Annotated in this window: 19 protein-coding genes, 1 tRNA gene and 5 pseudogenes; 4 read left to right on the top strand and 21 right to left on the bottom strand. The window is 41.7% G+C overall.

Features of this window, described 5'->3' with window-relative positions; all coding sequences use genetic code 11:
• Nucleotides 1-377: pseudogene (locus ACFIK1_RS09825) on the bottom strand (hypothetical protein); the annotation flags it as partial.
• A gap of 351 nt (nt 378-728) precedes the next feature.
• Here ACFIK1_RS09825 and ACFIK1_RS09820 point away from each other — a divergent pair.
• From ACFIK1_RS09820 to ACFIK1_RS09805, 4 genes and pseudogenes are all read left to right on the top strand, one after another.
• Nucleotides 729-836, top strand: a pseudogene (locus ACFIK1_RS09820) (exonuclease); the annotation flags it as partial.
• Between the two features lie 121 nt (nt 837-957).
• Nucleotides 958-1176, top strand: coding sequence for a hypothetical protein (locus ACFIK1_RS09815; protein WP_375662684.1), 219 nt, complete (start codon nt 958-960; stop codon nt 1174-1176).
• A gap of 6 nt (nt 1177-1182) precedes the next feature.
• Nucleotides 1183-2227 (top strand): annotated as a pseudogene (locus tag ACFIK1_RS09810) (tyrosine-type recombinase/integrase).
• Nucleotides 2228-3169: 942 nt separating this feature from the next.
• A tRNA-Ser gene (locus ACFIK1_RS09805) sits at nt 3170-3259 on the top strand.
• A gap of 46 nt (nt 3260-3305) precedes the next feature.
• Here the strand turns inward: ACFIK1_RS09805 and ACFIK1_RS09800 are convergent.
• The 20 genes and pseudogenes from ACFIK1_RS09800 to ACFIK1_RS09705 form a co-directional block, all read right to left on the bottom strand.
• Nucleotides 3306-3728 carry a helix-turn-helix domain-containing protein gene (locus tag ACFIK1_RS09800; RefSeq protein ID WP_375634828.1) on the bottom strand — a complete coding sequence of 141 codons (423 nt, stop codon included), beginning with the start codon at nt 3726-3728 and terminating at the stop codon, nt 3306-3308.
• 91 nt (nt 3729-3819) lie between these two features.
• Complete coding sequence (locus tag ACFIK1_RS09795; protein ID WP_375662683.1) at nt 3820-4038, bottom strand: hypothetical protein; 219 nt, start codon at nt 4036-4038, stop codon at nt 3820-3822.
• Entirely contained in the window at nt 4031-4237 is a 207-nt protein-coding gene (locus ACFIK1_RS09790) for a hypothetical protein (RefSeq protein ID WP_375633750.1), read from the bottom strand. The genes ACFIK1_RS09795 and ACFIK1_RS09790 overlap by 8 nt, the downstream gene beginning before the upstream one ends.
• A complete protein-coding gene (locus tag ACFIK1_RS09785) occupies nt 4170-4397 on the bottom strand; it encodes a hypothetical protein (RefSeq protein WP_375612620.1) in 228 nt (75 codons plus the stop codon). Before ACFIK1_RS09785 ends, ACFIK1_RS09790 begins: the two co-directional genes overlap by 68 nt.
• Entirely contained in the window at nt 4394-5059 is a 666-nt protein-coding gene (locus ACFIK1_RS09780) for a lysozyme (RefSeq protein ID WP_375612619.1), read from the bottom strand. The genes ACFIK1_RS09785 and ACFIK1_RS09780 overlap by 4 nt, the downstream gene beginning before the upstream one ends.
• Nucleotides 5060-5072: 13 nt before the next feature.
• A complete protein-coding gene (locus ACFIK1_RS09775; protein ID WP_375634830.1) occupies nt 5073-6776 on the bottom strand; it encodes a hypothetical protein in 1704 nt (567 codons plus the stop codon).
• Nucleotides 6777-6793: 17 nt separating this feature from the next.
• Nucleotides 6794-7045, bottom strand: a complete 252-nt coding sequence (locus ACFIK1_RS09770; RefSeq protein WP_375610781.1) for a hypothetical protein — start codon at nt 7043-7045, stop codon at nt 6794-6796.
• Nucleotides 7046-7054: 9 nt separating this feature from the next.
• Complete coding sequence (locus tag ACFIK1_RS09765; RefSeq protein WP_375633752.1) at nt 7055-8032, bottom strand: tail fiber protein; 978 nt, start codon at nt 8030-8032, stop codon at nt 7055-7057.
• Nucleotides 8025-9017 (bottom strand): transglycosylase SLT domain-containing protein, encoded by a 993-nt coding sequence (locus ACFIK1_RS09760; RefSeq protein WP_375633753.1) that lies wholly within the window; start codon nt 9015-9017, stop codon nt 8025-8027. Before ACFIK1_RS09760 ends, ACFIK1_RS09765 begins: the two co-directional genes overlap by 8 nt.
• Nucleotides 9017-11229: pseudogene (locus ACFIK1_RS09755) on the bottom strand (hypothetical protein). Before ACFIK1_RS09755 ends, ACFIK1_RS09760 begins: the two are co-directional and overlap by 1 nt.
• Nucleotides 11222-13081 carry a hypothetical protein gene (locus ACFIK1_RS09750; protein ID WP_375633755.1) on the bottom strand — a complete coding sequence of 620 codons (1860 nt, stop codon included), beginning with the start codon at nt 13079-13081 and terminating at the stop codon, nt 11222-11224. Before ACFIK1_RS09750 ends, ACFIK1_RS09755 begins: the two are co-directional and overlap by 8 nt.
• A complete protein-coding gene (locus tag ACFIK1_RS09745) occupies nt 13081-14136 on the bottom strand; it encodes a tail fiber domain-containing protein (RefSeq protein WP_375633756.1) in 1056 nt (351 codons plus the stop codon). Before ACFIK1_RS09745 ends, ACFIK1_RS09750 begins: the two co-directional genes overlap by 1 nt.
• A 1-nt stretch (nt 14137) precedes the next feature.
• Nucleotides 14138-14521: a hypothetical protein gene (locus tag ACFIK1_RS09740; protein WP_375633757.1), complete on the bottom strand. Its 384-nt coding sequence runs from the start codon at nt 14519-14521 to the stop codon at nt 14138-14140.
• 41 nt (nt 14522-14562) lie between these two features.
• The gene (locus ACFIK1_RS09735; protein ID WP_375633758.1) at nt 14563-16020 is read right to left on the bottom strand and encodes a hypothetical protein; all 1458 of its coding nucleotides are present in this window, start codon (nt 16018-16020) and stop codon (nt 14563-14565) included.
• Nucleotides 16020-16718, bottom strand: a complete 699-nt coding sequence (locus ACFIK1_RS09730) for a hypothetical protein (RefSeq protein ID WP_375633759.1) — start codon at nt 16716-16718, stop codon at nt 16020-16022. Before ACFIK1_RS09730 ends, ACFIK1_RS09735 begins: the two co-directional genes overlap by 1 nt.
• Nucleotides 16719-16790: 72 nt before the next feature.
• Complete coding sequence (locus ACFIK1_RS09725; RefSeq protein ID WP_375633760.1) at nt 16791-17240, bottom strand: hypothetical protein; 450 nt, start codon at nt 17238-17240, stop codon at nt 16791-16793.
• Between the two features lie 19 nt (nt 17241-17259).
• Nucleotides 17260-18396 (bottom strand): N4-gp56 family major capsid protein, encoded by a 1137-nt coding sequence (locus tag ACFIK1_RS09720; protein ID WP_375662682.1) that lies wholly within the window; start codon nt 18394-18396, stop codon nt 17260-17262.
• Nucleotides 18397-18494: 98 nt separating this feature from the next.
• The gene (locus ACFIK1_RS09715) at nt 18495-19406 is read right to left on the bottom strand and encodes a hypothetical protein (RefSeq protein WP_375633762.1); all 912 of its coding nucleotides are present in this window, start codon (nt 19404-19406) and stop codon (nt 18495-18497) included.
• Between the two features lie 11 nt (nt 19407-19417).
• Nucleotides 19418-21472 (bottom strand): portal protein, encoded by a 2055-nt coding sequence (locus tag ACFIK1_RS09710; RefSeq protein WP_375612490.1) that lies wholly within the window; start codon nt 21470-21472, stop codon nt 19418-19420.
• Nucleotides 21457-21691: pseudogene (locus tag ACFIK1_RS09705) on the bottom strand (PBSX family phage terminase large subunit); the annotation flags it as partial. The gene ACFIK1_RS09710 and the pseudogene ACFIK1_RS09705, both read right to left, overlap by 16 nt.

Below are 21691 nucleotides of genomic sequence, written 5' to 3'. Positions count from 1 at the left end.
TCCGCATTGAGAGAAGAGCCTTGATGCTCAAAACTCTCTTCATTTTCTGTCTTTCCCTCACTCCCGTATATCGACACAAAGCCCTTGCCTGATCCCACACCAAAACCCGTTTCATGGGTCTCTGAATGGCTTTTATGGTGATCTGTCATGCCATCAATCGTCACACTTTCTCCGCTCACATTGATATCCTGACCGGAAAGAAGATGAGAAGCAGTGATTGTGGTCTCTTTGTCCGATTGTGTGATAATGTTGCCCGTTGCCCCCAAATTGGTCAGCACACCAGCGTGGATATCGGCATTTCCCCCCGCTTCTATAGTGCTATAATGGTTATCAATGGTATCAGCGTTAATGATGAGATTGCCACTAGATTGTATCATTCCTTGACGAGTAGGCGAAAATTCTTACGTGACAGTTTTCTGTATCATGTGAGATAAATTATTCCATCGGTACCCTTGAAAAAAAAGCGAACTTTCACTCTCTTCATTCCAAGTAAATGCCTTGTATACTATCCCATCTTCTAAAGTTATCTTACCATAAGTTGCCTCTTTGTTGAGCAAAGAATTTTTAAAGTGAAAATTACATATGTTTCCTGAACATTCAACTTCCTCATAGGAAACGGCCCACATTTTTACCCTCAACTCATTTGCTACACTTGTTGTATGATACAAAATCGCATTTTCAATTGAATCAAAGCATTCTGGTTTTTGGAATGCGATGGTGACTTCTTCCGTTTTTTCCGTGATGATCAACAAATTGAACAGATCAATCAAGCTGTTGAAACCTTTTTAGCAGAGATAGAACGAGAAATACAACAACTCTCAACAAAAGCTGCTTAACCTTATGGGGGTGTTTTGTTCCCCGCATATCTACGAGCACCCCCACCCTTTCATAACAACTTTCAACACAAGCGTGATTCACGCCACACGTGAATTGCATCTCAATGTAAGGAGAAAAGATATGGCGCCTCGTCCAGCGGCTATAACGCAACCAGCCATTGCTCGCGCTTTAAGAGAAGCTAAAAAACAAGGATGTGAACTCGTAGAAATCAAACCTACTGGTGAACTGCTTATCTATCTTAAATCCGATATTCCAATACCAAATTCAGTTAGCCACCCAGACAAACTTTTAGATTTGTCAAAGAATGAATATTACGAAACCGCACTCTCTAAGATGTAAAATACCATGCCTAAACCACGTCCTCCTCATCTTGTCAAAGAAGCCACACGCCATGGTAAAATTATATGGTATGTACGTATTGGTCATGGCAAACGCATTAGAATCCGCGGAACCTATGGAACGCAAGAGTTTGTTGATAACTACAAAAGCGCACTTGCCGAGTTACAAGGGCTTATACTTCCTAAATCAAAAACTGGTAAACTTGTCGAAGGTTCATTCGCATGGCTCCTTAAACAGTATTTTAATAGCTCCAATTGGCATAACCTCGCTAAAGCCACAAAGAAACAAAGAGAATACACTCTTATGAAAGTGTGCGATACTATAGGTCACATTTCATACCAAGCAATCGAAAAGAAACATATCATAGCTGGAGTTGAACGGCGTAAAGAAACGCCAGCAATGGCTAGAGACTTTCTACAATCCCTAAATGGGCTTTTTAAATGGGCAATTGAACAAGGACTTTTGGAAAGCAACCCTACTTTAGGTATCACAAGACCTCCTCTTAAAAATAAAGAGGGCTTTCCCGTTTGGACAGAAGAAGATGTTGAAAAATATTACCAACGCTGGTCACATGGTACCCATGAACGTGTTTGGATTGATGTTCTTCTTTACACGGGTCTGCGTCGTGGTGATGCGGTCCGCATTGGCTGGAAAGACGTCAAAGATAATATCATTCACATCAAAACAGAAAAGAGCCAATTTAAAACAGATGTATTTCTCCCAATTTTGCCAGAATTAGCCAAAACGCTTGAAGTTGGTCCTATTGGAGAAGAAACATTCATTTGTGGTAAACGCGGGAAAAAAATACCCAAAAAAAGCTTCGGAATTACATTTTATAATGTGTGTACCAAAGCAGGTATCAAAAAATCGGCGCATGAATTGAGAAAATTAGCAGCAAAACGTGGCCGCTAATTCTGGTGCAACAGTATCACAACTCAAAGCAATTTTTGGCTGGACAAATGATGCTATGGCATCTCTTTACACAAAGAGCACAGACCGTAAAAAACTCGCTCTTGCAACCATAAAAAAGCTTCAAAAAGATGAGGGATAGAGGCAAAAAAACTCAATAGAATCAAGATTCACCTATTCCCTTATATTAGACATAAATATTTTATTTTACACATACTTGTGAATGAATCGGCTTTTAAAACTTTGTCTTTTAAAGTTTACGCTTTCTGACTCTGCATAATTTAGCGTTTTTAAGTTCTATTCTTGAAAAACTATGTAATACCTTCACAAACTATCTATTGATCTAAGGGTATTGCTCAATAATTTTTTCTTCCATTCAAATTAACTTTTTGCTTATCCCACAGAAAAAGCATTACAAATATACCTAATTTCCAGTCATATCTAGAAGAGATTTTAAACTATCGATGCAAATCTTACATAAAATTTTATTCAAATAGTGCAAATCAGCCATTCCCTCCAAGGTACTCTTTAGACGCACTAAATATCTGAATATTTTTATTTAAAAAATTAAAATCTTTTAAAGAGCTTTCTTATTGAATTGTACTTAATTTAAACTCAATAAAAACTTTCCTTGAATATATATGTCATTCTTACAAATTTATCTCTCATAAACTGTCAGAGTAATAACATTTTCTTTTCGCCAATATGAACGATCTAAATAAAATAAATATCTGGAAAGGTAAAATAATTCAAAAATACACGACCGGAATTTAATATAATTTATCAAACATTTTCAACTAAACATTTCTTATTATTACGAAAACAATTGTTAGAACTTAAAAAAATATTGCTTTGTAAAAAATTTTTAAACAGAAAAAAAATGATAAATATCATAATTACCTTTCATTTTTTCAGAAAAAACTATCATGTTTAAAAATGAAACTCTTAGATAACACACTCAAAGAATTAACTTATGAAGAATTATTTTAATTGAAACTTAAATAGTTTTACAAAGAACGCTTTAAAATGCGTATTAAAATGATTGACCTTTTACAAGAAATTTGTCAAAAAACATATCTAGTTTGGAGGGGTGGCCGAGCGGTTTAAGGCACCGGTCTTGAAAACCGGCGTGCAGGAGACTGTACCGTGGGTTCGAATCCCACCCCCTCCGCCACAGCACTTTTATGGTGCTATAACTTATTGATTTCATGTGTGTTTTTTCAAGGTGCGGGATTCGTAAATAAAGGTTCGGGAATAGGATTCTCGAACATGCTTCTACGAAGCGCATTCTTTTTGCCAGCTTTCTCTAATAATTTTTTTAATAGTTCTAAATCTTCTTGTGAAATAATGTTTATCAGTCTAGAGAACATACCAACAGCTTCACATCTGAATGTATCAGAAGGCTTTATAGTGAAACTTTTGCGACAAGCATCCGATTCTCTTCTCAAAATTTCTGCTACCTCTTGATCTAAAGTATAGAGTTCAATTATCTTTTCCTCTAATCCTACAGGAACAGATCTTTTGCCAATTTCTACAGATGATAAAAATGCTACAGATATATCTAATTTTTTAGCCATATCTAAAAGGCGTTCTGAATGATCAATGCGAAGTTTGCGTAAGGTTTTACCAAATGGTGTTGGCATCTAAAAAATCCTATTAAAAAAGAAGCTCTCTCGTGATTCTAGCAGAAATTCTCAGGTTTTTGTTAACTGATTTTTTACTATAATGGTTTTTTTAATTTTTTGAAAACCACTGCCTTAAATGTGCAATGACATTATCTAGCGCGTCCATGAGGCGTGCAAAATCGAGGATAAGCAAAAAAAGAAAAAATGCTATCCACTTCATCAAGCGAGACATCATTTTCACGCTTTGATAGGTGATGATCATTTCTTGAAGCATTTCTTTTTCTGATTCTGTAAGCTCTGTGTGTTTTTTGGATTTTTTTCTAACCATGTTTCCACCCACACAAGCGTTCACCTAGAGTATTGTGCTTTAAGATCTCTCTTGCTAAATTGGAACTGATGGCGTTCAGATCTTTCTTGTCTAAATAAATTGGCAACCAGCCAACACAAGAAGAAGCATATTTATTTGTCGCGCAACCAGTGAGAGAGAGCAGCACGCATATCAGCATCACTTTTTTGATTAACTTCACTTTCCACCTCAAGCCGTGTTGTGGCTGCTTTTAAAGCTTTTTCTGTTTGCTTTTGTTGCTCTACTTTTTTCCCAAGAGTAAAAGCTTTTGCTAAGGCAATAAAAAAAGCGGCTAAAGCCGCACCTGTTACCATCAAGTTTCTTTTCATCCATAAGATCATAGGCGGTGCTCCTGAAAGCGTTTAGCAACAAAGAAAATGCCAGTACATGCCGCTAAAACCATAATGGCGGCTAAAGCCCATTGGATTGGTCCATTGCCCGCTAAAAACCCACCAAGACCTGAGAAAGAACCAATAATCGGTGCCAATGCTTCTGCTTTGAGAAACCCTGTTGGTTGTTTCGTTTCTACTGTTTGATAATTAGAAGAAACATAAGCCCCTTTCGCCCATAGCCCTGCCTCTGCTACACGCCGGTGTACGAGACCTTGTAAACGTTTGCCTCCCGCTTTGGTCCATTTCTGCAATTCGGTTGGTACCGCTTCATAATCCCCCCGATTAAGCCTTTTAAGCAATGTAGAGTTTTGGAAAGCTGCAATACCCACATTATAACAAAAGGAAACAAGAGCGCCGAACTGCTCGTCGCTTAAATTCACACAAACTGCTTTTTCTACCGCCCTCTCATATTGCCGCAAATCTGCTAAAAGCATGTTTTCAGCTTTTTTTTCTGTAATCACCATACCCTCAACAACTGTTGGTTGACCGGCTTTTTTCGTATGACCATAACCAATCGTCCATATGCCAGAAGCATCTTGATAAGCCTGCAAGCGCAAACCTTCCCACTTTTTTAAACAGTATAAACAGTCTTTACTTATTTTCCGTGCCATTGTTCAATTCACCTTATAAATATACCTTTATGAGTACTGCTCCATCACCGCCGTCGCCGCCAATTTTGTCGCTTCCGTGTTTCCCATCAAAATATCCACCGCCGCCGCCGCCACATTCTTTACCACCTCTACCACCGTTACCACCTTTGTAACTCTCACCACCCTGCCCCATGATAGAACCCTTACATTTACCGCCGCCGCCGCCGCCGCCGCCAAGAAAAGAACTTCCACCAGTACCAGCTCTCTTGCCGTCTATTCCACTCCCTCCACCATTACCACCAGAAAAAATAAAGCTTTCACCACTGCTGCCCTCCCTGTTTCCTCCTCCATCGCCGCCTTTCCCTCCAAAGTTAACGAGAGTCATGGAAACGGAATATCCTCCTTCTGCTGTAACAAGCCCTTTGATCATTGTTCTACCACCATTGCACAAAATGTTACTGTCATTACCTTTACCACCACGACCAATGTAAGCTGTTTTTAATTTATCTAAATCAGAACCTTTCATTTTAACATGCACACATTGACCGCCGCCGCCGCCGCCATCCTTAACGCCACCACCTCCACCGCCCCAAGCCCATACTTCGATATCGGTGTCAGCAGTAATACCATCAGGCAATGGAATATCTCCGCTTTCTGTCATCAGAATTTCAACAGGTTTTCTAACCCCGCCACCATTGTTTCTACCGCCGCTGCTATTGCTACTATTTGCTTTGATTGAAGCCATCAGTTTGGCTGGTGAGATAAGTGCATCCACTGTTTTTGTGCCATCAATCCAGTCTTGTTTGGCAAGAGGTTGAATGAGATCAACTTTTTTCTGTACACTATGTGCTGTATCTTGCGCTTTATCGGCTGCTGTTTGCGCAATATTTGCCTCAGCTTTTGCACTGTCTCCCGTTTTTTGTGCTGTCTCAGCCGTTTTTTTTGCATCTACTGCATAAGCTTTTGCATCATTTGCTGTTCTTAATGCAATATCTGCAACGTTCTTCGCTTCACTTGCAACATGAATCCCTTGTTGTGCAACATCTTCAACTTTATCAATTTTTGCAATCTGTGCACGTTCTGGAGGAGTTAAGATAAGATGCTTTTTCCCTTCCTTCATATTCTCCATATCAAATACATCTTTTTCTATTTTATCTGGATCATAAACTGATTTTGACATACCAAAAGACTTTGAGCCTACAAAATAACGAATGGTATTTTTGAGATCTACCGGAGATATGGGATAATAAACACCTTCATCTCCCCTCCGCCATTTTTCCATCGTTGGCTGCGTAGAACTCAACCATCGTAGCTTTGATCTTTCCTCTATGGTTAAGATCTTTTTGGTAGGACCCTCGTGCATATTTTCCATAGAAAATGCATTTGCCCCCACATTGTCGGGATCATATGTAGCAGCCTTCATATCGCCAATCCCTAAAGGCGATATTTTTACCCAGCCAGCGCCTGATAAAATCGCATTCTCATGCGCTTCACCACTTGCTTCAATATCGTGAATTGTGACCTTATTTTTGTAAGCAAGAGCTCCAATATCTCTCTTTGCAATAGCATCATCAGCCTTTTTTCCTTGAGCAGCGGTTGCAAAATATTCTACCTCATAAGCTGCTGCACTCCCCACTGAAACAGGTGCAAGAGCCTTACTATCTAAAACACCTTCTTTGACTTCTTCTTTTGTTGCTGGTTCAAGCTTAAATATATGTGTGTGATAGGGTAATGGCATCGCGTTTCATTCCTTAATCAGTTCGTTGTCTTGTTGTGTGAGAGAGAGGACTGCAATTCATCAATCAGTTTTTGCATGATCTCTATGCGTTGATCTGTCGCTTCTTTATATTCTGCCAAAGCGCTTAAAAGATCATGCTGTATGTCGCTTTTGACAAGATCAAGTACCTTATTTAAGGGTGCATGAACCATTCGATTGCTTGCATAAAAAAGGACGCGGATTTGCTCCGCGTCCGCAATATCATCAATAGCAGACGGATTATTGATCATTTGAAAAACTCACGATTTTATGGCATAAACAACCGGTACATTAACAGGGCGTGTTTCTGCCTCGCCCGTTGAAGAAATAGTTACCTTATGCGTGTGCACTCCAGCAGGTTGTGTATCTTTTGTATAATATGAATTACCAAAAGCAGGATTTCTGCCACCTATTTGACCAACTCTTGTAACCATAGAATAATCATGCTTATGCGTATGTTGACCTGCCTCTTCAATGGTACAAGCATGTGTATGAGATTTAATGCTGTCTTTTTGCACCTCTGCGAAGTCTCTATTTTGATCTAAACCGCGCCCATTATCAAAGCCGCGCAAAAACATTCCTCTAAAGTCTGGAACTTTAAAGGTTGTATCGCTGTTTTTTCCCCATTTATCCCCTATCGCCTTGAATAATTGCGGATAATCCTTGCGTTCATAAGTAGCGCCATCACATAAAAGCCAGCCGTTTGGGACTTCTTGCATAGCAAAGGTCGCAATAAAACCACAAGGAAAGGTTTCGACCTTCGGTGGTGGAATGGGGGTAGGGTTTAAAAGATACCAGCCATCAAGACCTTTTGTTGATACGCCATCATTATAGACTATTTCATAAATACCATTTGTTTGTAACTCACCACCTGTTAATGGTACTATCCCTGTGCTGGTGGCTTTATAGAGTGGCTTTGCTCCTATATTATTCATGTTTATTGTTGTCGTACCAATATTTATACCACGCGCCTTAAAGCGGATAATGATATCGTTTTTATATTTCGCTATCGGCGACACCGTCGTCAACGTGATTGATGTTGTTTGTTCCTTTCCATTCACAATAAACTTTGAGTCAAGAGAACCACCATTATCGGCAAGATATTCACGTATACGCTGCATCATGACCCGCGCACTATCATTAACAGAACTAGGCGGCTGCCCTTCTGCCCAATTAATGATACTATCGGAATTCGCATTTTGATCAGCTGTGAGTGACCAGTCATAAATATCAGACATGATAAGCCCCCGTTCTTCTTAATAGCTCTTCGCGCAATTGCTCTTCTTTTTGCCGCCCATAGGAACCAACAGATTGCCGCCTAGAAGGATCAATAAGAGGTGTTAAATCTGTCGGTCCCCCAGTCGATTGTGAGAAACCCGCCATGACTGGTTGCTGTAACATTTGTTGCTGTACCATCTGTGCCTGCTGTTTTTGTCGTTCTCCATTCTCTCTCATTAAATGAAGCAAACCGGAAAAGCCCTTTTTAAGAGCACCTGCATCAATACCTTGTGCTTGCAATGGTGTGGTTTCCATAATCTGTCCTGTTAAATTGTCTCTGCTTTCAGGTGCCATCATTCTGTTTGGGAATGGCGTGTCATATGCCATCAATTGGTTGCCCCCTTGATCACCTTGACCCACTTGATTACCTTGAAGTGTCTTTTGAAGCCTCTCAAACCCACGCAAAGGACCCACCTCGTTTGGTGCTGCTTGTCCATTGCTTTGGTTTTGCTGTATCGTTCTCTTCAAAGCATCTCCCGTTTTATTGTAAAGCCCATAAATATGATTCATAAAATCCCCTGCTGTAGCTTCCATATTGCCACCATTGAGTGTGACTGCCTGTCGACCTAAAAGCTGGCTTGCTGGAATATGTGGATTTTTGATAAGCTTTACTGCCCCTGCTGCTCCTTGTTGGTGTGCGAGGTAAAGCTCTGCCTCTGATGGCTCTCTGCCTAATGCTGTGACTAAATAACGCGTATTATCCTTCGTTAACCGTGCCATAGCATCGGTTGCTTGAAAGGGATCAAACTTGTCATTCAGTTGATAGTGTTTTGCTGTTGAATCGAGAAATTGATACAGCCCCCCTGCACTGCTGTTCTTATTTTTTGCATTTGGATTACCATTACTTTCTATCATAGCAACACGTTCAAGAAAGCTTTCTGGTAAACCATATTTTTGTGCTGCCTGTGAGATAGCACGCTTCACTTTAGGATGAAAATTGATCATTAGTTTATAACCGTTCTATCAACGCTGCTATTCAAAATAATGCCAACAAAATTAATGAATTTCGTATAATTTTCTCGTGTTATTAAGCGTTTCTTTTCTGCTTCATGAAACGTCTTAATTAATTCAATGGCTTTTTCTCTTGCTAACCCAAAATCTCCTTTTTCCCGCGCTGTTATAAGCGCTGCAATATCTCTCTCAGTATCTTTATGGACGCTTGAGAATTTGCGTCCAAATTCTCTTGCGAAATTTTTTACAACTGCCTTGATGAAAGCAATCTTTCCTATACCCATAGTCTGTTGTGCCCCCCTCTCTTCCACTTCACCTATATGGTTTGGCAATCGTGCAAAAAGCTTTGTTCTTTCCACTTCTGGTCGCAACACTTTCATAAGTTGCTTAGCTTTATCTTCACCAAAAATACGCTGTAATTTTTCTTGACCATTTTTTGTGTCAAACAAACTCAAAAGATTGTGGTCAAAATTCTGTGCATTGCCTGCCGCATGTTCTACTTGCGACCGTATACCTTTTTGAAACGCCTCTTTTTCCATCAACCCAAAATCCGAAAGTTGACTGTTGATTGTGTCGAGATTAACGCTCTTCTTCAGCGCTTGCTCTCCCTGCTCGAGGGCATCACCAATAGTACGCTCGTCATAATAAATTTTCCGTGCTTTAACATAATCTGGAGAGGACGTATCCAAAACGTCCAGAATGCGTTGTTTGAACAGAGTCAAATCTCGCGCATATCCTTGTTTTCCTTTGATGCGCGCAGAATTAATTTGATCATCCAAAACCTCTTTCATCTTATGTAAAATTCGCATATTCAGCTTTGGATATCCATTGCTCCCTATAACTGTTGCATCCGCTTCATTTGGCATTTGCGCAATTGCTTTTTTATAGGCTTTTTGGAAGGCAGGAGTTTCTTGCAACCGCGATAAATCTTTACTGACAGCATTAGAAATAGGAGAAGCTTTCGCCCTCTCATAAAATGGTTCAGCCTTTTTCTGTGCTTGTTTGATAATCTCTTGCTTTAAATTAAGCGTATCTACTTTTGGACCCATCACATCTGTCAACGCATTCTTTACCCGCAATGCACTCGCATCTTGCCTTTCATTCAAACGATTACTTATGAGCGAATATGTATCATGGTCTTTTTTTGCTGCCTTAAAAGCTCTTGTAGCAAGCCCATCATGAAGATCAATAATCATTGAATCAGGACCTCGCTGTTTTAATGCCCTTTCAAGTTTATCAACACCTTCATCCCCTAAAGTTTGGCTTACATCCCTAAGCGCTCTATTGCTTACCTGAAATGCTTCTTTTTCTGGCATTAGCGCTGTTTTGCTGCCATTTCAGCTGGGCTTATAGGTCCTCTCAATGCTGCTTTAAGTGATTTTGTCACAAAAGGTGTCACTTTTGATACACCACTGGCAACAAATGGTGTTGCAACGCCTAGCCCTGCACCAAACCCAGCAGACACTAGAGTATCTGCAAGCCCTTCTCCCTCACCACTGCCTGCTATTCCACCATAAATGGCTCCAGTTTTTGCTGCACGCCCCAAGCTAAATTTTGCCGCCTCTTTACTTGCTACTGCTTTCATTGCTGCTTCACCTGCAGCTTTTGCCGCTGCCCGTTCCGCACCCTCTGCTAAAGCAGATTGCACCGCCCTTTCTCCTGCTGCTAAAGCTTTACTGGTTATTTGTGCTCCTGCAACACCAGCTCTACCTCCCAGCACAACATCAGCCCCAATTGCCGCACGAGCAGCCGCAGTAGCACCTGCCGCGGGTGGAAAGAGAGCAGAAGCAATTACGGGTGCCGCAGCACCCGCTAAATTCCCCGCAAGAGATAGATAAAACTGATCTCGGTTCGCCGCTCTTTGATAGTCACGCCATCGCTTTGTTACTTCATTATATTTTTTGACTGCCTCTTTATCTCCCGTCCAATAAGCAATAGGACCCGCCTCTAATATTCCGGCTAATTCATCATCATAGCCTAGGGTTAACCCGTGAAGAGCTCCCCATCCAAAAGCACCCGCAGCACTTGGATGTGGACCATCTTCTTCTGTTTCCTCTGTTGCACCTTTATTTCCTGTAACAGAACCCCTTAACCTTTCCTTATTTTTTGAAAAAAGCTCTTGAAGCTGTTCTGGTGTATAGTCACTTATATGCCCAATGACTCTTGTGTTTTTACGATTAATAAGAGGGGGGATTACTTCAGCCATTGGTTTGTTTCTCCTTAATGCGTCCATCTCTATCAACGAACAACATGCCTTCCGGCAATGCTTCTATCTGTTTTTCTAGTGGATCATTTGACTGTGCATGATTTCCCTTATAAGCATCTTGCCCATAGGCGGCTCGAACGAGCTCGTTTGTTGCTTCTGCACCACCAAAAAGAATTGCGCGCGTTGCTGCATTGGATTTATTGAAAGTGTCAATAACTGTTTTTAAAGATTTCTTCATTTGCTCTGCAGAAAGATCTTGATACAACGCCGCTACAGAGTTTTGCAATGCTTGCAATTCCATATTAGACAAATTCCCAAAGCCAGATGCGCCATTTGGTGAAAATGCTTTTGCTTTTCTCAAGGCATCAAGCCCGATACTTGCCTTCAATGAATCGAGCATATGCCCAAAATCTTTTGCCTTAGAATTAGGAAGGATCGACATTATAGGACCAGTGAAACCAACAACATGCGGGTGTTCCTCAATAGTTTTTAGCAATTCTTTAGATGCTGAGAGTATACGATTTGACCTGTCTGCTGTTTCCAGAATTCGCATTTGCATTTGTTGGTTTTTACGCTCCTCCTCCTTCTGTTCTTGAATTAATTTATGTTCTGAACCACTGCCTGCAATTGGCACCGCACGTATGCCACCAAGTGCATTTTCATCCTTAACATACATATAACCTGATTCAGGCTTTGACAGCATGCCATCGGTATTCCCCCCTAATCCAGAAGTAGTGGAACGCTGTCCTCCTTGGACAGGTATAATTTTCCCTGTGCTTGTTGAGACTTGGAAAGTCATATCCTCAGGCAATCCCTGCTCTGCCTTTTCTTCTGATGTCAATGTTCTATAGCCTTCTTGAGGGCTTAACGTGTTGCCTATGATTTTCATGGCAAGATCTGGATATTGCGTGAGTGCTTGCGCATCTTCATCGCTATACCCTTTAGAGCGTAAAAATTGCAAAGTTTGTTTATGTTGTGCGCGTTCCTTGTTGCCCTGCCGCATAAGGATAGATGCATTTGAAAAACTTTCTTGTGGTGTCTTTCCTAACGCAAGCCCTGCAAAAAAATCCATTAAATGCTCGGAAAATTCTGATTTTCTAAAACGCTCCCATAAGCTACTTGGATTTGCTCCTGTCTGAACAAAGTTATCAAGTGACTTGATATAATCTGTTTTTTGTTCAAGATCACCACTTGCTTTTAAATGCTCCTCTTCTGGTAAGTGTGCATTCAAATGTTTTTCTTCTCCTATAGGTGCATCAAAAAGCTTTTCCTCATCATTTCCAGAATCGTTTTTCAAAGAGTTTTCCGCTATAGATTTCTCATTAAGTTGAGCAATATAATCCATCACATCTTTTTGCTGTCGCCCAGCTTCATCCCCACTAGACTGATCAATGTTCGCAACAAGTGGAGATTGAGGAATCATTGATGCAACACCTCCCTGATCTGAGAAGTCATACTTTTGTTGCTCTGGCGCCTCTTGTATCTTAACAGTATCCTTTGAAGCATCCGGTAATGGAGGCATTTGGCGCTTTAAATCATCCGTAGACATAATCAATTCTGCTGGCGTTTTTTTCCCAACTTCTCCTCCTCCTGTTTGAGCACCGCGAATAAGCTCTGTAGGACTCAATTTTTGTGGAGTATTATCCCCATTGCTCGCATCAAAAGGGTTTGTGCTAAAAGCAACACGTTCTAAAAAACTTGGCTTGTATCGCCCTTCCAACGGCGTGTTTGAAGGCGTGGAATGTTTTTGAAAAAAATATTTAGGTAACTGAAAAAGACCCTGATGTATTAAAGGACGCAAAACTTTTGGATTCATAAATAGTGATAAAGTATTAAAGCTGTTTTGTTCCATCACTGCACCCTTTCCATTTCAAATCCAAGCTTGCTATAATCCACATGCAAAAAACCTGTCGCCTTATGCAAAAAAACAGCTTTAGGATTTGTCTTCAAAACATCCTGCGCCATCACCCCGCGATAGCGCTCTGGATAACCTTTGTAGTTGTATTCATAGAGTGTATAGCCATTTCTCTGCCCAGCCTCTCTGATGTTTTCTTTTGCTCTGATGTCACTAAGCCCAGCAAAAGTACCAAGGATAGTTCCAACATTTCCAACAATCTCCCATGGATTAGGTTTTGGCTGTGGAGTCAATGTCGTCATTTGTCCTGTTCGCGTTCCATAATTTCCAGCAACAGCCCCACCAGCTGCAAGCAACTTACTTAACTGGTCCCAATCAAGATTGTTCTGCTGCTCCCATTTTTGCCGCTCTTCATCTAATTGCCGTTGATGATTGGCATCAAGTACACTCCCTCCCGTCAACGCATTAAGATTTGCCTGACCTTGACCTTGAAAGAAGTTATTGGCGCCCGCCAACTGATTTTGGTTTGCTTGGTCAATCATTCCATTAGCTTGCATCATATTGTTGACGTCTTGGTTATATTGCTGTGAGAGAGCTTGAGTTGCTATGCCCCCCAATTCATCAGCCAAAACCCCAGTATGCGCCCCAGAACCATAACGCCCAGCACCTGCCAATGAACTATTAATAGAGCTTGTTGCCTTATTTAATGTGTTTTGAAGCGCTTCATCAAAGTAAGGGTTATTGCCTATTTGTTGCCCTGAAGCCATGTTCTTTAAGTTTTGGCTTGTTGAATTTTGCCCTGTGGCTAATCCATTTAAAGTGTTGTTATCATAGTTATGCGTATTATTGCTAAGCCCATTAATCGCATTCTTTGTTTGATCACTTAAACCCGCAACACGCTGCCCGTCATAAACGGCTTTTCCGCTGCCTTGGTTATAAAAAGTCATGGCATCTTGAGCTGCGTGTTCAAAAATACCTTTTGCCCATGCAGGGGGTTCATTTGTTTGCGTCGTGTTTTGGGTATTCTGGATTGGTTTAGAACTTTTTCCCATATTAAAGCTGCTTTCTATATTCTAAAAGATTAACGAAATATCCATGCGATTTAAGAGATTTTTCCCACCCTCGCCTGCCTATGATGACAAGCTCTTTTGCCCCTTTTTCCTTGTAATAAGCTTCAATCTGAGTGATAAGCTTTGTTAAGGGTGCTCCTCCCTTTCCACCAAGCGTGACAACAACCGCCCTTAATGCTCCAGTGACGAGTTCTTGTAACTGTGTTGTGACATGCGCCATAAAGTTTTCATGCGCATCAACGATAATCCAAAGAACTTTTTCTCCCTTCAAAATATCGTTTAAAATGGTTTCTGTATTATAATCATCAGGGAATTTTTGATTAAAATAAGCTATCGATTTTATGACATTGTCAAAATAGGGCGCCATTTGTTCAGCGCTCCATTTTTCTGTATTATAGATCTTAAAACTCATCTTATGCCCGCGGGTTTGAGCGTTACATCAAAGCCTGTTATATGTGTCCATGGCGTGCCTTCTGGTATTCTCAGACGCAAGGCGTGATAACGCGCCCGTGAGCGGATATTATACATCCCAATATTATAGCCGGCATAACGCTCTTTAGCCCAATTTAATTGGTTCTTGTTATCAATGATAAAAGCCGCCCCAACACTTAAAAAACCTTTTGTTGTATCCGCTTGAACAAAAGCCTCACTCATCAGGTTGATTTGCCTGCCCGTATCCCCCACAATTTGTGAAGCAATAACTGCTTCCATCGGAGGACCCGCAAAAAAACCAAATGTGTTGTCTGGCGTAAAAGCTCCTAAAACAGGCGCACCATTTTGCCACATCTTACTATCAAGAGAAGCTGGTAAATCTTTCAAGCTCTCTTGTACTTCGTCTAAGCCTTCTAATGTATAACCGGCTGCAAAAAGGGGAAATAAGAGAAGGTTTTGCCCCTTAATGACACTCCATATTTGCAAAAGCCAATCATAAACATAAATATGCATCCCTTCAGTGTTATCATTAATAGAAAAATAAACACGAGAATAGACCGGATCAATACATGCCCTCATCTCATCAATGGCAAAGTTATTGTAAAGTGTGAAGATAGTTTTATCGACTTTTCCAAAGCCAATAGGGAGCATTTCACCAGCACTGTTGATTTGATAAAAACCATCATCAGAGACAAAAAAAGTACAGTCTCCACGGCTTGCAATTGCTGTGCTGCTTTTAGCTCCTATTTTGTCTTTTATTTTTGCAAAACTGAAGATAATTTTAGAGCCTGGTACAAAGGTTGCGTGATAAATGGCGGAGCGCATAAAAATAAGTGGATTTGTTGATTCCGTAGACCCTTGAACATATTCTCCATCGGGAAAATCTTGATAATCGCAACTTTTCTCCCCAACTGTCCAATGTGTCGCATCATTCAAACCGGACCACTGAACACGGTTTGGCTTATCTGTTAATTGCATCAGGCAAACAAAATCACCCCACACACGCACAAGTCCAGCACGCGGGGGATTACCGCTCAAATCACAAAACCTTTCATCCGTTTTTAACGAAAGCATTTGTGGTGGGTCATTGCTATTAACAGCAATGATATGATCACCAAAGGAGGCAAAAGACCAAAGTGCAGTCTCATTGGCGTGATATTGTGTGTGAGGTTTGCTAATGTCTTTCCAGCCGCGCGTGCTGTTGTCATATTCATAAAGTTTTGTTGGTGCACCCACAATGATGCGCACACCACCCAATGAGCGCACAGCATAGACCCCCAAAATCACATCCGGAAAAAAATCTGAGACCGGCGCCACAATGGGAAACGGAATATACGAATTTGGTGCAGGTAAAACGTTCACAATCTCACTAGAATAACCACTATTAATAAATGCAACATCTGGTCTATACTCAGCAATAGGAATAAAGGTCATCAGAAATCCGTGTGTTGAATTTTTAACAAATTCTTGCGCCGTGATGTTTCAATTTGAAGCGCATCGAGCTGCTCTTGAAACATGGCAAAAGCTGCCGCTGCCATCTGTGGTTCTTTAATAATATTGGTATAAATTTCATATTTTGCACGCGTTTTGATCAGTTCATAGGCTTCTAAAAACCATATGGACGCTTCTTGTGCACTCTCAATATCTTTTATTCTTACAGGGTCAAGAATAAGCCTGATAGAATAAACGCGCTCTGGTGTTGGATACAAGACAAGCTTTTGTTCAAAATAAGCATAGCGTGTAGGCATGCCATGGCTACAATCATCCTCAAGATTCTCAATAACAAGAGGATCTACCTGCAAAAGCTTTGCTTTTCTGTGATTATCTTCATAAACGTAAGCATCAACAATGCGAACAGCCCCTGTTATAGAGGGATGTGCCTCGGCGCCATAACGGCTTTTGCCCTTTAGAGTGGTAAAAACAACTTCGCGGCTTTCATTGAAATAAAAAGGCAATCGTTCACAAAAGCGAATAGCCGAAAATATCGCCCTTTGCACTTGATCAACATACTCATCTGTTTGATCATCTATTTCATCCTGAATATCGTTTAACATCTGGATAAAATTTTTATCCCAAGGAGTAATGGTCTGTTTGTCTCCAATCGGACCACCTGTCTGTACTATTATTGTCATATCACCCTCTTCCAAATGTCTTGGGGCATCTTGTATAGGAGGGGGACGCAAGCAATAAACGCCCCCTTGCCTTTAACGATTAGTGTAAAACTCAACAATCACCTCAGCATCACCTTTGGTGCTTTGCTTGTCTCGTGTCATGTAAATCGTATTTTCAGCCTCTAGCGGAACATCTCGTTCCTCCATAGGTAGGGGCACATTGCCGGTGTAAGATTGCAAAAGCTTTGTTTCTCCATAATCATTGCCATTAGGTTCTTTTCCAAATATAACTTTTACATCTTCAAAATCCGCCATGGTATAAACTTGAATTCTTTTTATCAAAGCCCCACGGGGTAGAACACCAATTTTCGTTATCAGCCCTTGGTCTGTACATTTAACACGCGCCCGTAAAAAACTAACCTGCTGCGTAGAGTTGTTACGTCCCTGCAAAACAGGTGGCAATCCCTCATCTGTCATCTCAACAGTTTCAACAGTCTCAACGGTCTCAACAGGTTCCTGTGTAATTAGCGATTTTTCTGCCATAATTGTCATCCTTTAATAATTAGCTTGCTTCAGCAAAAGAAGGGATGACAATGGTACCCTGTCCCCCTTGATCAGAATGAGGCAAGGTGTAGCGTGATTTTTTCATGCCGATAATGGTTTTAGCTGCAACCCCAAATTCACGTTGATAATCAAACAGTTCTTCAACAAGTTTATAGCGTGTTCCCCCTTTCCCATCGCCTCCTGTTGCTCCATTGCCAACGCGCCCATAAGCCATGATAACACTTTGCGCACCAAGCAAAATAGCACGACGAACAGAGGGAACAGGCTCTTGTGTCTTTGAATTGATACCATTGGGGACATGTTCAGCTTCACGCAAAATGACACCGTTATACATCCCTAAAGAACCATTAAAAATTGGGTTCTTAGCTCCAGAGCCATCATAAGCTGCCTTGGTAATGTCTAACCATTGACCACTCTGGGTATTGGTACGCAATTGGGTCACCTGTGTTGGGTGGAGATACATCACATATGCCGATTTTCCATCAACACGAACAGGGCGCAAACGTGGATTAGCAAGTTTAGCGCGTTCAACAGCCCGATCTATAAGATCTAATGTAAAAACATCGTCTTTTGTAAGTTCTTCATCAGTCTTTTTCTTAGCTGGGCGAATAATACGCAGTTTGCTTGGCTCTAATGGAGCATTAAAACCATAATGTACGGGTTTAAGGGTTATGCTGCGTCCTTCGAAGTGAATCCATGGTGCTGTATAACCTGCTGCCTGAATGAAGAACATCAAACTTAAGCGATCTGCATACCAATCAACAAGCCCATCTTTTGCTTCCTTACGCAAATTAAAGGGAACACGTTGTTGATCAATAGAGCCTTCATATTTGATGCGCACAGCATGAGTAAGCTCGTTGATGCGCACCTTTTCATTCATAAATTGGAGGGCTTCTTCATTGCCTTCCAGCGTTTGTCCCTCGCTAACGCCATCCCCCATAAGTTGGACTCTTAATCCGCTCGTCACAGAGTCACCAGCGGATTTTCCTAGCACATCCAACACTTGGATAATGCTGTTTTTGCTCTCCCCCATCAGCGGTGCAATAGGCAACGCTTTTGAGGTCTCTGTGTTTAGCATCTTAGCCCAAACGCCAACGGCTAATGGGTCATTGAGCTTTACTTCTGTTACTGCCATTTCAATTAATGCCTTTCTTGGTTTTTAAAACTCGCCTTGCGGCACCCCCAAACGATAACAATCACTTGGTTCTCTCTGTCGCGCCATTGCGCACATCTTCATGCTCTGCTCATAATTTGTTCAAATTTTTTGGGATTTTTCTCAACCCATGCTGCAAATTCTGCTTCCGGCATGGAAAAAAGCGTTCTCACATCCATACCGCCTGTTGGAACTTGCCCGCCGCGCGCTGTAAGCGTCCGCGCTGCTTGAGAGCGCTCTTGAAGGGCTTCCACTTCGTCCTTAACTGGCGCTCCACTATAGCCAAAAGCTTTCGCTTTTTGCACCAGCACCTCAATTGGGTTTATACCAGCTTTCTGACACTGCTGGCATATTTGGCGCAATTCAGCACCAATTTGTTGTTGCCGTGCCTCTGGGTCTTTCCATTGCGGATAAAGGCTTGCTTGCGCTTGTAAGACACTGTCTGCTCTTTCATAGAGATAGTCCGTGATACTGTCTAAATCTGGATATTTATCTTGTACTTGCGCTTTGGCTTCCTCGAAATAATCCCCCAACTTTTGGCGTTCATATTCCTCTTGACTCATGCGCTCTTGGCTCTCTCTCATATGAGAAAACTCATCAAGCAATTTCTGTTGTTCTTGTACCTTATGACTAAGCCATGCAAAATGTGCTTTTGGGTCGTCTTCTAGGGAGGGAATATTTTCCTCACGGCGGCGCGTGATTTCTTCCTGCATTGCGGCATATTTTTGCGCAAGTTCAATAGCCAATTCACGCGCTTCAATGGCGCTTTGTTCTGCCTTTTGGCGTGCTTGCCGCTCTTGCTCTAGTTTATCAGATTCTATTACATCAGAATTTGGCTGCTCTTGAAGTGGTTCTACAGCTGGCTGTTCAGAACTTTCCTCTGCATCAAAAACTTCCTCAACTTGTTCTGGCTCGACCAACTCAACAGCATTATCACTGGCAAAATGTTCATCATAGATTGCTTGTTCTTCTGGCGTAAACTCTTCTTCCATATTCTGTCCCTTCAATGTGCTATTATATTTTTTGTCAAAACTCGATAGTGTTCCAACTGTGTCTGTAAAGCTTTGCGTTCTAAATCACGCTGCGCTATCTCATTTTTTGCCTGTTGAAGTTCGAGCTGCATGCGCGCTTGTTCTTGTTTCAAGAAAAGTTCGATATTTTTCTGCTGCAATGCCGCTTGTTTCTGCTGCGCATCAAGTTGATAGAGTGTGCTCTTTGCTTGCGCTTCTTGCTGTAAAACAGCAATCTTTGCTTGTTGCTCTGGAGTTAATTGCGCCCCTTGGCTTTGTTGCATCATCTGCTGTTGCTGTTGTTCTTGTTGTGCCTGCTGTGCTTTTGCCGTTAAATTTGCTACCAATGTTGCCGGTAGTGGGGAAAGCTTTAAAAGATCTGGAATCATCTCCGGTGTTAAGAACCCACCAAGCAACGGCAACATCTGCGTAATTGCCGCAAAAGTTTTCTCTTTTTCATTGGGGCTTGTCGGTGAATCATCAACAATAATGTCATACTCAAGCGTCGTAACAGCTTCACGCGTCAACGGCACATATTGGGCATTCTCTTGTCCAGAAATACGTACCAGACGCCCATCAGAGAGATAATTCTGAATGAGATAAAGGATAATCTTTCCCTGCCTACACCGATAAAGCTTGAGATTATCAAACAGCCCCGCAAGCAAATTAAGCGTTGATTGCCGGCGTGTATTTTCCAGCACATTGGCTTGGTTGACCTCCCGTGTTCCAATAAACTCGGCCGATAACCCTGTTACATGCGTTATCGCTTCACGCGATTCATTAAACAGCTGGAAAAATCCATTGGGAAATTGTGCACTTGGCTTTGGTTGAATTTTCCCTCCTGTAAGCGCACCATTTTTAACCCAAGTAATCGTATCCGTTCGCGCCCAGCTTTCCATGGCTTGGCGATCATCATCGAAAGCGCCTCGTTCTGCCATCAAGCCGCCCTTAGACTGGCTATTAAGGATATACATCACTTGGCTAAAATATTTATTCGACCATTTTTGTGGGTCTTTTGCGGGGCGAACAATCCCGTAAAACTGGTTTTTAAGCTTATCCAGCGTGCCCGTGATACACTCCCACCCAAGTTGCCCATCAGGTGCTAATGGCTTATCGGGCTTTGCTAAAAGACGTCGTCCCAGAAAAGCGCGTCTCACCACTTTTTTATTAAAACACACCCCTTGTAATTGTGGCATTACCCTTTGAAGCTGTTCAAACTCCTGTTTGCTATAGTTGCGCATCTGTCCGGTTTGAAGATCAGGCGCCTTGTAAGTGGTCTCATATTCAAACCAACGGCATTCAACCAGCGTAACATAGCGTTTCCCAGAATACGGATCTGAGAGAGAAGTCGCATTGGAGTCATCTTGATACGCATCAAGCGACACATGAGAATCCTCAGAAGCGGTTGTACTATCGATAGCCCAATCGGCGTTAAGATCTTCAACAGCAACATCAGGAAAAAGACTTTTCGCATCCTCAACGGATTTGCGATCAACATACCACATACGCTGTGCGTCAATGAGATTTGGTCTTACAGCATTGGCATCCCAAACCATTTTTAAGGGATCTAAACGTTGAACAGCAGGTATCCCTTCGGGATCTGTATCATAATCAAGCCGCGTATCTGTCCAGCCCATACCGCAAATAACCATATCCTGAAAAGCATCGGAATCGGCATATTCCGCCTCTGCCTCATCACGAAACCATTCTGCTGCTCCAGTAAGCAATTCATTGGGTATTGCCGCTCCCATTTGCCGTGGTTGAAACTGTACTTCGCGCTTATTATTACGCTCCGCCCCAACAATAGCATTCACAAGGGGTGCAATGCGGTTAAAAGTCATGACAGGACGGCGTTGCTCTTTTAAAACCGCAAGATCTTCCTCTGCCCATTGACGACCATTATAAAAATCAAAATCTTCACGCGCCTGTTCACGCCATTCATTAACATGTTCAATATCTTCTGCGTACCAAGACTTTAAACGCTTATAGAGTTCATATTCATCGAGGATTGTCGTTTTTTGAAAGTCTTGATCTAGAATGCCATCCATGATGCCGCTTCTCTTTCCATAGTGCAATAACGCTCTTGCTTGGGTTTGACACTGGGTGCTTCATAGACAATGCACATTAAACCAAAGGCATCCGCCCCATGGCTCGACCAATCATGCTCTGCACCCAAACCAATGCCGCGCTTCTCATCCCATTTCTCATGATACCAATTCAGTGCTTTACGACCCGCTACGGTTGTCTCTTCATTAAACCAAACAGAC

It is taken from the genome of Bartonella sp. OC16QHHD, from assembly GCF_042194035.1.
GTDB lineage: Bacteria > Pseudomonadota > Alphaproteobacteria > Rhizobiales > Rhizobiaceae > Bartonella.
Note: the sequence above shows the minus strand (reverse complement) of the source record. Positions and strands in the feature narration are given on the sequence as shown.